The organism is Brevibacillus ruminantium, from assembly GCF_023746555.1.
Taxonomy (GTDB): domain Bacteria; phylum Bacillota; class Bacilli; order Brevibacillales; family Brevibacillaceae; genus Brevibacillus; species Brevibacillus ruminantium.
This window is the reverse complement of the sequence record NZ_CP098755.1, coordinates 4,590,604-4,602,885: the sequence shown is the minus strand read 5'-3', so window position 1 is coordinate 4,602,885 and position 12,282 is coordinate 4,590,604. Positions and strand designations below refer to the sequence as shown.

General features: G+C 50.5%; 12 protein-coding genes. 10 read left to right on the top strand and 2 right to left on the bottom strand.

The genetic code is table 11. The annotated features are described in order from the left end of the window. Positions 1–132: 132 nt before the first annotated feature. Entirely contained in the window at positions 133–489 is a 357-nt protein-coding gene (locus tag NDK47_RS22700) for a cupin domain-containing protein (RefSeq protein ID WP_251872010.1), read from the top strand. A 140-nt stretch (positions 490–629) separates the two neighbouring features. On the opposite strand, the gene NDK47_RS22695 is transcribed toward NDK47_RS22700, so the two are convergent. Next, positions 630–926: a hypothetical protein gene (locus tag NDK47_RS22695; protein WP_251872009.1), complete on the bottom strand. Its 297-nt coding sequence runs from the start codon at positions 924–926 to the stop codon at positions 630–632. 1,492 nt (positions 927–2,418) lie between these two features. On the opposite strand from NDK47_RS22695, the gene metA reads away from it, so the two are divergent. The 9 genes from metA to NDK47_RS22650 all read left to right on the top strand — a co-directional run bounded on the left by metA (position 2,419) and on the right by NDK47_RS22650 (position 10,973). After that, on the top strand, positions 2,419–3,336 hold the full coding sequence (metA, locus tag NDK47_RS22690) for a homoserine O-acetyltransferase MetA (protein WP_251872008.1): 918 nt from the start codon (positions 2,419–2,421) through the stop codon (positions 3,334–3,336). A gap of 107 nt (positions 3,337–3,443) precedes the next feature. Continuing rightward, a complete protein-coding gene (locus tag NDK47_RS22685; RefSeq protein WP_251872007.1) occupies positions 3,444–3,782 on the top strand; it encodes a DsrE family protein in 339 nt (112 codons plus the stop codon). Positions 3,783–3,794: 12 nt separating this feature from the next. Beyond that, a complete protein-coding gene (locus NDK47_RS22680) occupies positions 3,795–4,679 on the top strand; it encodes a LysR family transcriptional regulator (protein WP_251872006.1) in 885 nt (294 codons plus the stop codon). Positions 4,680–4,775: 96 nt separating this feature from the next. Next, positions 4,776–5,168: a CidA/LrgA family protein gene (locus tag NDK47_RS22675; protein ID WP_251872005.1), complete on the top strand. Its 393-nt coding sequence runs from the start codon at positions 4,776–4,778 to the stop codon at positions 5,166–5,168. Then, on the top strand, positions 5,137–5,841 hold the full coding sequence (locus NDK47_RS22670; RefSeq protein WP_251872004.1) for an LrgB family protein: 705 nt from the start codon (positions 5,137–5,139) through the stop codon (positions 5,839–5,841). The genes NDK47_RS22675 and NDK47_RS22670 overlap by 32 nt, the downstream gene beginning before the upstream one ends. A gap of 64 nt (positions 5,842–5,905) precedes the next feature. Next, on the top strand, positions 5,906–6,736 hold the full coding sequence (locus NDK47_RS22665) for a protein-glutamine gamma-glutamyltransferase (protein ID WP_251872003.1): 831 nt from the start codon (positions 5,906–5,908) through the stop codon (positions 6,734–6,736). A 176-nt stretch (positions 6,737–6,912) separates the two neighbouring features. Beyond that, complete coding sequence (locus tag NDK47_RS22660) at positions 6,913–8,553, top strand: YcdB/YcdC domain-containing protein (protein WP_251872002.1); 1,641 nt, start codon at positions 6,913–6,915, stop codon at positions 8,551–8,553. A gap of 94 nt (positions 8,554–8,647) precedes the next feature. Further along, a complete protein-coding gene (locus NDK47_RS22655) occupies positions 8,648–9,193 on the top strand; it encodes an RNA polymerase sigma factor (RefSeq protein ID WP_407653338.1) in 546 nt (181 codons plus the stop codon). Then, complete coding sequence (locus NDK47_RS22650) at positions 9,177–10,973, top strand: hypothetical protein (RefSeq protein WP_251872001.1); 1,797 nt, start codon at positions 9,177–9,179, stop codon at positions 10,971–10,973. Before NDK47_RS22655 ends, NDK47_RS22650 begins: the two co-directional genes overlap by 17 nt. A gap of 73 nt (positions 10,974–11,046) precedes the next feature. On the opposite strand, the gene solA is transcribed toward NDK47_RS22650, so the two are convergent. Further along, positions 11,047–12,192, bottom strand: a complete 1,146-nt coding sequence (solA, locus tag NDK47_RS22645) for an N-methyl-L-tryptophan oxidase (RefSeq protein ID WP_251872000.1) — start codon at positions 12,190–12,192, stop codon at positions 11,047–11,049. Positions 12,193–12,282: the final 90 nt, after the last annotated feature.

Genomic DNA, 12,282 nt, shown 5'->3' with positions numbered 1-12,282 from the left:
AGGGGGCGTGGGTCCCCCTCTTTTTATGGCTGTTTTTATAAAAGTGTTGAACGATGAACTTGCACATATTGCCAACATTGTTTTTTCCTGTAGAATGACTTTGCTCATCTTATATTCAAAAGGAGGCAGACGATGGAGATTTATCGCTTTGATAAAGAGATCGGGAAGAAAATTACCAAGTTCGATTCCGACTTTATCATGTCTCGCATTGTGCGAACGGAAAAGGCAACGCATATCGGATGCATGTACCTGGAAGCAAATGGCATCATCGGTTACCATCAAGCGGTATCGCCTCAACTCCTCCTGATCATGGCCGGAGAGGGCGCTGTACGAGGCGAGTCAGATGATTATCACAAAGTCCAGGCCGGCGATGCTGTGTTCTGGGAAAAAGATGAATGGCATGAAACAAAAACAAGCGAAGGACTAACGGCAATCGTCATCGAAAGTGAAGATTTAAGTCCTTCCGCATTTATGACTTTGAAGAAATAGTTGCGAATCCAGGACCAAAACCTTGACCTCTGTATGAGGTCTTTTTTATCGTGATTTACGACTTTTGAAAAAGCAATAGCTTTGCCCGTTTATCAAGTGCTAAAAAATTCTTTTGCTATTGACCTCGTACGAAATGGAAGTCAAAGAAAAGGTGTGGTAAATAGAAGAGCAGTTGCAACTAAAATTAGAATCGTGGTGGTTTTTCTTGATAATCGAACATTCTGTTCTCCAGAATACCAACCAGAAAATTGAAGTTTGTTTCTATAAAGAACAAATAAAAAGAGAAAGTTAGAAATCCCTGTTAAAAGCCAGACTTTAAAGCTATTTATATCGATGATACCTATCGAAATAGAAATCTCATTTTCGATGTACCCCAGTACGGAAAATCCAATACACAAAATAATAATCGTTCTGATGTACTCCAATAGTTTAGACATTTAAAAACCTCTCCTTATTTGGGAATTTATTGGAATAATGACAAGTTATATGATATCGTAACGGAAGTACGTTAAACAAATTTATAGGAGGTAAAAATAGCATTAACTTTAACTCTGATGGCAGTCACAATGCCCTGAAAAAACATATAACCTGTTAAAAGACGCTTTTGTACAAACAAACGCCATTTTTGAAGAAAAAGGAAATAATATAATTGGCAATAAAGTGAAAGGCAGCCTTAATTTTAAGTCTTTTCCCTCCGACAAGAGGACTCACAATCTCTTCTGGTATTATTTCATACATCTTTAGCCTTGGAAGTGCATATATAGCGAATACAAATAGAGGGTATGGAATCGTTATAAGGGCTTATAGTGGTGGTGTAACTCTTAAAGCACGTACATATTAAACGGCAAGGGAGGTTACTCTTATCGCTGAATACTATCCTTACCTGATTTTTATTTTATTGATCATGTCGTACATCATTACTTACTTTACGAAGAACATCGGCATTGTCATTATCAATAACAGTCTTTTGGCTGTAGCTCCGTATCTAATGAACCCAAACCATTGGCCTATCAGCTTATTACTTTTAATTACAGCCTACACTGTGGAGATCTTTCGAAATAAAAAAACAAAAAAATAGCCGTGAAAAAAAAAACATCCCGTTTCACTGTCAAAAGTGGGACGGGATGCATCTTTTCGTATCATCACTCACTTTGGTTTTTTATCCATTAATTCCTTTGGCAACAAGTATTACTTCGCGAGCAACGACACGACCTTGCCCTGGTTTACATCGATCAATCCCAGGTCTGTGATTTTGAGAGCGGGACTAACCGGCAGGGAATTGATTGTTTTGTTGATTTTGCTCTATCATAGGGAGGACACCTCTTCTGTATAGTAGTGATTGCTTAGACACTTTCACTTTACCAAACAGAGTGGTGTTTTTCTATTTTTCAAGGAGTATTCTAAAATTGGCTTTAGACTTACTGTACCAAGGAAATACGCTTATTTTCGCTTTGTTTTCCATTCTTCCAAAAAGTATGAAAGAAGCAGCATGTCCGGAGAAGAATCATGTTTCCCTGCGGTGCGACTGTGAAGCCCAACTCAGCGGAACAGCGTTTGGCGGGAAACAGGGGCGCAACCTTGGGATGACCTCGAAGCGAAGCGGCTTTTGCGCACCCCCGCCAAACGTTGTGGAGCGGACAGTGAATCCTCCCTGCAGGGCGGAGCCCGGAGCCAAGCAGGGAAACATGATTCTTCTCCCTACGGTTCCGTTGCGAGTAAGAAAAGCAGAGGGCCTCCCCCAAGGCCAGTTTCCAGGTAAACAGATGAACAAACCAAAAAAGAACCAAAGATTTTTCCACATTTTCCGATGAAACCGGAGACAGAACATTTCGAAAGCAGTAAAATAAAAGCAGGAATGAAGAGTAGACTTGTCGAATTTCTCGGATTATTCGCCGCGACAGCGTTGTACGGACTGAAAGGGGGAGAACCATGCCTATTAAATTGCCGGATGAGTTGCCAGCTACGGAGATATTGGAGAACGAAAATATATTTGTGATGAAAGAGAGCCGGGCCTTTACCCAGGATATTCGCCCGCTGCGCATCGTCATCCTCAACCTGATGCCAGTAAAACAGACGACGGAAACCCAGCTGCTTCGCCTTGTGGGAAATACCCCGCTGCAGGTAGAAGCCGTCTTGCTCTATCCATCCAGTCATACCTCCAAAAACACGCCGGAGGAGCATCTGCTCACGTTTTACAAAACCTTTGAAGAGATCAAGGACCAGAAGTTTGACGGGATGGTGATTACCGGTGCCCCTGTCGAGCAGATCGATTTTACCGAAGTCAATTATTGGCCGGAACTGCAGAAAATCCTCGACTGGAAAATGACCAATGTGACCTCTACGCTGCATATCTGCTGGGGTGCGCAGGCGGGGCTGTATCACCATTTCGGCGTGCCGAAGCATCCGCTGCCAGAGAAGCTGTTCGGTGTGTTTTCGCACACGCTCAACAAGCAAAATGTCAAGCTGTTCCGCGGCTTTGACAACGTGTTTGACATCCCGCACTCGCGCCACACCGAGAATCGGCGTGAGGATATCGAGAAGGTGCCGGAGCTGGAGATCCTCTCCGAATCCGAGGAGGCTGGCGTCTATATCGTCGCCACCAAGGACGGGCGGCAAATCTTCGTCACAGGCCACTCCGAATACGATCCGTGTACGCTCAAGGATGAGTATGAACGCGACCTGAAAAAAGGATTGGAGATCAAAGTGCCGAAAAACTACTTTCCGCAAGATGACCCGACAAAAGAGCCGGTCGTTCGGTGGCGGGCGCACTCCAACCTGTTTTTTTCCAACTGGCTTAATTACTATGTCTACCAAGAGACGCCGTACGACTGGAATACCATCAAATAACAGTGCAGCCATCCGCATGCCGGGTGGTTTTTTCTTTGTCATTTCTGATCGGCCGCTCATTTGTGTTAAGCTGGTAAGGAAAGCCACGAACACAAGGAGGAGATGACATGCAAAACAAGGTAATTTTGCTTGCTTCCGACCAGTTTGGAAAAGGGGAACCGGCGCTGGGAGAAGCGGTCATGGAGACCTTTTTGGTCCACATCAAACAGGCGGCTCAAAAGCCTGTCGCCATCTTCTGCATGAACCGGGGCGTCTTTACCCTGACGGAGCAATCCCTCTCGTATCTTCATTTGAAGGAGCTGGAGGAGCAGGGGGTTCCCGTCTACGGCTGCAAAACCTGTGTGGAGCATTACGGTGTAGCTGACAAGCTGATGGCCGGACAGATTGCAGGAATGAACCACTTTGTGGAGCTGGCTGGCAAGCATGAAGTGTTCACCATCTCCTGATCGGAGAGCGTTATGGATATCAGACAGCTTCAGTATTTTGCCGAGGTGGCAAAACAACGCAGCTTTACCCGGGCGGCCGAGGTGCTTCACGTCTCGCAGCCGTCGATCAGCAAAATGATCAAAAGCCTGGAAACCGAATTGGGTGTCATTCTGCTCGATCGCAGTGAACGAAAGATCGAATTGACGGATGCCGGCCAGCTTGTCTTTGAGCACGCCCAAAGAGTGCTGCAGGCGATGGGAGATCTGACCAGCTCCCTCGAGGAATTGCGTCAGGTGGAGCGCGGCTTCGTCCGGTTGGGACTGCTTCCGACAGTCGGGGCGTTTTTACTGCCGGCTGCCATCGCCAGCTTCAAGAAGCATTATCCGCAGATTGAACTGGAGATGCGGGAGTATAGTGCGAGGCCCTTGGAGGCTCAGGTGGAGCGCGGTCATATCGATATCGGATTGACCGTGCTGCCGGTTGATGAGGAGCGCTTTGAAGCCATTGCGCTGCGGGCCGAAGACCTGGTGGCGATCGTCTACCCCGAGCACTGGCTTTATGGCAGGGAGAGCATCAATCTGCAGGAGCTTAGCGAGGAGTCCTTTGTATTGTTTACAGAAGAGTACGCCATGCATGATGTGGTTCGGCAAGCGTGTTTGCAGGCCGGTTTTGAACCAAAGGTAGCCTATATGAGCTCGCTGTGGGACTTCGTCGGAGAGATGGTGGCGGCACAGATCGGGATCTCGCTTGTCCCCCGGTCGGTCGCACAGCGCCTGAACAAAGGCAGACTTCACGTCGTCACACTATCCTGGCCGCCGATTGACTGGACCTATGCCCTGATCTGCCGAAAGGATCGCTATCTCTCCCATGCTGCGCGCGCCTTTATCGGGTTTGTTCGGGAGCATGTCATTGGATAACTTTTTTGCATAGTATTGATGAATGATATGTATTGTACGAATAGATGGGTAACCCCGTAGAATGGTGCTATCAGGCAGGCACCGGGGGTGGTCTTGATGAAAAAATGGCTGACGGCTTTTCCGCAATTGATGATTCTCATTGCGTTTACATGGCTGGGAAAGGGAACAGCGGCCTTATTCCAGCTCCATATACCAGGCAGTCTGATCGGACTGGGACTGCTGTTTTTGGCTCTACAATCAGGCTTGATCAAGCTCAAATGGGTGGAGGCAGGGGCAGCGCTTTTGCTGTCAGAAATGATCCTGTTCTTCATCCCGTCGATTGCTGGCATCGTTCAGTATCCATGGCTGCTGGGCATCAAAGGACTGCTGGTTTTGACCGTCGTGTTCGGGGCGACGACATTGGTGATGATTTCGACAGGGGTACTGGCGCAGCGCCTGTTCCGTTGGAGCGGGGTGAGTGAGCAGCGTGACTCTGTGGAAAATTGGTAGTATTGCAGGAACGATCGCGCTGTACTGGGGAGCCAAATGGGTGAACGCCAAAAAGCCAGGGCTGCTTTTCTCCCCGGCGATCCTGGCTCCGCTGGGAATCGCGCTGATTGTTGTGCTCTTCGGGCTTCCCTTTGAACCGTACAAAGAAGCGACCTCGATTTTTTCCAGCATGCTCGATGTCGTGACCGTCACCTTTGCGATTCCGCTTTACCGGAACTGGCCGATCCTGGCTGCGAACTGGCGGATGATTATCGGCAGTCTGGCGCTTGGTTCCTTATCGTCGATCCTGGCCGGGGTAGTCGGCACGTATTTCCTCGGTCTCGGCAGCGAAGCGGCGATCAGCATGATCCCCCGCTCGATCACCATGCCGGTGGCGATCAATCTGTCGCAGGCACTGGGCGGCATCCCGGAGCTGACCGCCGCGTTTGTGATGCTGACCAGTTTTGTCGGTGTCTTTTTGGCGCCAAAGCTCATCAAAACCATGCGCCTGAAGCATCCGCTCGCGATTGGGCTGATGTACGGAATGGGAGCGCATGTGCTGGGAATGGTAAAAGCATTTGAACGCGGCGATCTGGAGGGAAGCTCGGCGACGCTTGCCGTCATTGCCGGAGCTATGATGACCGTCGTCTGGGCCTATGTCTTTTTCCCGGCCGTTCAATCGTGGTTGAAGTAAAAAGGGATATTCCCGTCAATGGAGCATAAAGTGTAGAGATGCTTCGGTGAGGGGGATGATGGGCATGATCAGGATCGCAGGAATGCCAGCCGACCCGGCGTCATTGGCCAGTCAGTGGCAACTAAACGGCGTTCAGCGGGAAATTGTGGAGAGAATGGCTCGTTCCGAGGAAGTCTTTGCGTATCCCAATCCTGATTTGCTGAGCTATGAACTGAGGCTCCGCAATCAGATTGTCATATCGGCTCAGCAACTGCATCGCAGCGGATTGGCTTTTGCCAACTTCGATGAGACGAGATGCAACGGGAGGTATTGGATGCGTACGGACTTTGGCGGATGTCAGCAACGTCCGGACGTACCTTCTTCCACTGCCATTGAGAATATCTTTCTGAATGGACGCGCTTATGCGTTCGAGTGTGCAACCGCGATGGTGATCATTCTCTATCATGCGGTGCTCCAGACGAATGGCAATTCCAGTTTTGATCAGCTTTTTCAAGGGCTCCTGCTGTATGACTGGAGATACGATCAGAATCTTCGTTTGACCACGGCTCCCACCAGCACGTTTTTGCCGGGAGATATCCTCTATTTTGACAACCCGGACTATCGGCTCGACCAGCCGGAGTGGCAGGGGGAGAATGCCGTTTTTCTGGGAAATGGCCTCTACTATGGACATGGAATCGGGATCAACAGTGCCGAAGGAATGATCCGCAGCCTCAATGGCAAGCGCCGTCCGGGAGCGACGCGATCCGCCTATTTGCTCGACCAGGCGACCCGTCCCGGCTTTGATTACCTGGCCCGTTTTGAAGGAACGCCGACCATGCGGCTGGCGGACGCGGGGGAAGCGAGTGCGGAGGGGAAAATCAGGGCCGAGATCGGCTCGCTCGTATGGGAGAGATAATTACATAGACACACCGATGAAAACCTGTGCGAAGAGGTTGTGAACATGCCTGAGCGATTGCTCGGGTATTTTTTTGTCCGCGAATATCTCAAAAATGATTTTTGTAACATTTCTCGCCCAATTACGACTATATCCATTGTTGAAACAAATAAATCATGTCAATTGGAGGGAAAAACATGATGCATCATGGAAAGTATTCTAAGAAAAACGTGATTACGCTGTGTCTCGCGAGTATTCTGGCGACGACACCGCTCTGGGCGATTGGAGAAACGGTGAACGCAAACACAATCGTAAGCACAAACGAAAAGACAGGAACAAAAGTGACAAAAATACCAACCTCACTGAGAGCGGGAGTGCCTCTGGCGGAAGCGCAGCTAAGCCAGCCGGTCAAACAGATGCTGGAAAAACTGTATAACCTCTTTCCAAAACTAAAGTCAGCAACCGAGACGAGTGTCAACCTCGATTATGAGAAAGTGTACGATATCCAATTCCAGGGCGGTCAGGACCCAGGAAAATGGGGGATGTACGTAAATATCGACCACGATAGCGGTACGCTGCTTTCTGTGGGCTGGCTATCTTCCGCACAAACCGCTGGCGAAGAGAAGGAACCGTCCGAAGCCGTGGCCAAGGCAAAGGCGGAAGCGTTTTTGCGTGACTTGCTGGGCACCTCCTTTTCCCAATATCGGCTGGACGAGTCGCGCATGATGGGCGGGAAGAGCTATCGTGCGTTGAGATATGATCGGTACGTGAACAATATCAAGGTAGCAGAGGATGGATACGAGCTGAAAATCGACGGGGACGGAAACGTGATTTATCTGCAAAAGGATTACCACATCGGGAGCAATATGGACATCGCAGCTTTTGCCGCCCCAGCAGATGTGTTGACGAAAAAGGAAGTGGAGGCCAGCCTTGCCAAATACCTGAGCCTCGAGTACAGTCCGAGCGGAACAAAAGGCACGTACGACTTGATCTATCCCAATCACTCGATTGTGTATCTGGATGCCAAGAGTGGGCAGGAAGTAAAAACGGTCAAAACCTTCGGCAAAAAGCTCTCTCCCGCGATCCCGGTCAAGCCAGGGGGCAAAAAAGTGATGGCGAAAACGGCCGAGGAAGCCGTCGCGGCGTTAGCCGAGTTTGGTGTACAGGCGAAGGGAGCCGTGCTCACGAAAAGAGCCGCTGGGGAGCCGGGCCGTCCAGGCGAGATCATCTACGAAGCAAGGGTAGACGGAAGGTATTTGCGAGTGACAACGGCCGAAGATGGACGGGTTGTAGGCTTTCGGGCACAGCCCCTCTCGCAGCCGGGGGAAAGTAAGCTGTCGAAGACAGAGATGCAAGAAAAAGCGCTGGCGTTTTTGCAACCCTATTTAGACAGCGGCGTGAACGAGCTGATGAAGGAAGAGTGGGAACAGTGGGTGCCGCCGGGAGTGATTTTGGATGACGGTGGAGTGAGCGAAGGACGTACCATCATCTTCACCCGCTCGCACCAGGGGATACCGATCCAAAACCAGCGCTACCAAGTCTCGGTTGATCCTGTAACAGGCGGCATCACTGAGATGAGCATAACGGCCATAGACGGCACAGGGAAGTTTGCCGATGTAAGCAAGGCGATTTCTCCGGAAACGGCTGCCGCTGTATTTACCAAACAAAAACAGTTTGACCTGCAATACGTCTACCCAGTTGTAAATGGCCGCGTGCAAGAACAGCCTGTACTCGTTTACGGCCCTCGGGAACCAGAGGTATTTCACGGGGTGATTGATGCCTTGAGTGGGACGTGGACGGAGGGACGCAATACAAGTATTGCTCCTTTCTCAAGATAATGGGAAAATCCTCTCAAACACAGCCATCCGTCGCTTTAGACGGATGGCTGATCCTAATGGGAGCTGCAGGTATTGGTGACCGGGGGGTGACCTTTTGATTACAGAGATAGATGATGAAGAAAGACGCAGGCTGCTTTGTGAAACGTATTATCGAGATGTTTATGAATTTATGATATATTTTACCGGCAACCGCAACAATGCGGAGGATTTGACCCAGGAGGTTTTTTTGAGGGCGCTGGATGCGCTTAGGCGTTATGAGGAGCGCTCCAGCATGAAAACGTGGATCCTGACCATAGCGAAGTACGTCGCAATCGATCATGCCCGGAAAAAGAGGATTCGCTCATGGTTTGAATTAGATATGCTCAAGGGCATCACATCCAGCCTTGGATCCCCCGAAAAGGAATTGCAGGTGAAGGAAGAGCGGCAGCAACTGATAGCGGCGATGCAGAAATTAAAACCCAAGTACCGCAACGTAGTGATTTTTCGCGGTTTGAAGGAGTACAGCATCAAGGAAACAGCAGAAATCCTGGGTTGCAGTGAAGCCAAAGTGCGAGTCGATTATCATCGTGCAGTCAAAGAACTGAAAGGGTATTTGAAAGGCTATATGGAGGGAGCGTGGGCACGTGGACTCTCAAGATGACAAGGATTTATTCCGTAAAATCCGCAGCAGCTATGACATTGAGCCGAGACCCGACTTTTTACCGGAATTGGAACGCAAACTCGCCGCTAGAGAGATGAAACGAAACCAGCGTCGCCGTATCGTCCTGTTTGCTTCCCGCTGGGGGCTCTGCGCTGCTGCTGTCCTTTTGCTGATCAATATATACCTGGGTCATCAAAGTGATCAATTTTCCAATTATCACAAGAACCCTGAGACGAATCGAAACCGCACCGTCCAACCTTCAGGTGAAACGGTAGGCGAAAACAGGGAAACAAAAGTGACCAAAATACCAACCTCGCTGAGAGCGGGTGTGCCTTTGGAGGAAGCGCAGCTAAGCCAGCCGGTCAAACAGATGCTGGAAAAACTGTATGAACTCTTTCCGAAAGTAAAGTCAGCAACGCAGACGAGTGTCAACCTCGATTATGAGAAAGTCTACGATATCCAATTCCAGGGCGGTCAGGACCCTGAAAAATGGGGGATGTACATAAATATCGACCGCGATAGCGGTACGCTGCTTTCTGTGGGCCAGATCTCTTCCGAACAACCCGCTCGCCAAGAGATGAGGGAACCGTCCGAAGCCGTGGCCAAGGCAAAGGCGGGAGCGTTTTTGCGTGACTTGCTGGGCACCTCCTTTTCCCAATATCGGCTGGACGAGTCGCGCATGATGGGCGGGAAGAGCTATCGTGCGTTGAGATATGATCGGTACGTGAACAATATCAAGGTAGCAGAGGATGGATACGAGCTGAAAATCGACGGGGACGGAAACGTGATTTATCTGCAAAAGGATTACCACATCGGGAGCAATATGGACATCGCAGCTTTTGCCGCCCCAGCAGATGTGTTGACGAAAAAGGAAGTGGAGGCCAGCCTTGCCAAATACCTGAGCCTCGAGTACAGTCCGAGCGGAACAAATGGCACGTACGACTTGATCTATCCCAATCACTCGATTGTGTATCTGGATGCCAAGAGCGGGCAGGAAGTAAAAACGGTCAAAACCTTCGGCAAAAAGCTCTCTCCCGCGATCCCGGTCAAGCCAGGGGGCAAAAAAGTGATGGCGAAAACGGCCGAGGAAGCCGTCGCGGCGTTAGCCCAGTTTGGTGTACAGGCGAAGGGAGCCGTGCTCACGAAAAGAGCCGCCGGGGAGTCGGGCCGTCCAGGTGAGATCATCTACGAAGCAAGGGCAGACGGAAGGTATTTGCGAGTGACAACAGCTGAAGACGGACGGGTTGTAGGCTTTCGAGTGCAGCCCCTCACGCAGGCAGAGTCGCATGCATCTCCGGAGGAAAGAAAGCTGTCCAAGACAGAGTTACAAGAAAAAGCGCTGGTGTTTTTGCAACCCTATTTAGATAGCGGCGTGAACGAACTGATGAACGAAGAGTGGGAACAGTGGCTGCCGCCGGGAGTGATTTTGGATGACGGTGGAGTGAGCGAAGGACGTACCATCATCTTCACCCGCTCGCACCAGGGGATACCGATCCAAAACCAGCGCTACCAAGTCTCGGTTGATCCTGTAACAGGCGGCATCACTGAGATGAGCATAACGGCCATAGACGGCACAGGGAAGTTTGCCGATGTAAGCAAGGCGATTTCTCCGGAAACTGCTGCCGCTGTATTTACCAAACAAAAACAGTTTGACCTGCAATACGTCTACCCGATTGTAAACGGCAGCGTGCAAGAACAGCCTGTACTCGTTTACGGGCCGCGGGAGCCAGACGTATTGACCGGCAAGATTGATGCCCTCAGCGGAATGTGGATGGAGTAGAAACGATGTTTTACAAAAAAACCGAAGGTGAACACGGTAATCCCTGTGTTTCACCTTCGGTTTTTTTCAAAGATCATGCCCCTTCTGAATCCCAACGATTGACAGAAAACGCGGACAAGTCGTGTACAGAGGTGCCGTTTGTCAGCAGTTGACTCACGGCTTCCCCGACGACACTGGAAAACTTGAAGCCATGCCCGGAAAACCCTGCGGCAATCGTGATATGCGGGTACTTTGGATGCTTGTCAATGATGAAGTTCTCATCTGGCGTAAACGTGTAGAGGCATACCCTTCCTTGTCGCAGCGGACCGGCTGCCTGCGGCATGAATCTTTCCAGAAAGGAACGGGTTTCCGACTCATCAGTTGGATAGGTGCCAAATGTTCGATCGAGGGTATCGGGATGAACCGGCTGGCCGCCGTCATGCTTCCCGATTTTTACACCGGCTCCGTCAAAGCTGGGGAAGCCGTAGTAGCTGGCTTCGGGCAAATCAAAGATAAACGCGGGAAAGCGGCCCGCTTGATAGAGCTCCTCGTCCGCCTCAAACCAGGAAACGGTTTTGCGTGTAGGTGCCAGCGGCAGCGAAAGACCGAGTGAAGACAGCAGATCAGGGTTCCAGGCTCCCGCACTGACCAACAGCTTGTCGCAAGCATAGGTATCATTCTGCGTGACGACCACGGCACCTTCTGAAGCTGCCCTGATTTCCTGAACGCGCTCATTGACCAACAGCTCGGCTCCGTGCTTTAATGCCTGCTGCCGGTAGGCCCTGATGCATTCCTCGCTGTACAGAACGCCTGATGTCGGCTCAAAGCACCCGTAGTAATCATCCGGTAGACTGATGCCGGGCCAACGCTGACTCACATTTGCAGCAGTCAGCACCTCCATCGGAAGCGAGTATCGCTCTGCACTTTGCCGAACTTTCTGAACAAAGGAGGAGTCGCTGGGCCCAGCGTTCAAGACACCTGTCTGGACAAACAGACGTCTTCCCGTCTCTTCCTCAAGCTCATGCCACAATTGCCTGGCCCGCAGGGTGAGGGGCACGTACAGCTCGCCTTCCCCGTATGCGTAGCGGATAATCCGCGTGTCGCCATGATGGCTGCCCATTTGATGCGGCGGGTCGCAAGCGTCAATCATCAAGCAAGACACACCCTGCTTCGCCAGATAATACCCGGCTGCCATCCCCATCGAGCCCGCCCCGATGATAATCACTTCGTACTTTTTCACAGTCGTTCCCTCCCTCAAGATTCTCTCTCTGACAGGGTATTCCCCAGGTGTATGCTCAGATTTGTTTCTTTCATTATCCTACAGAAGCCC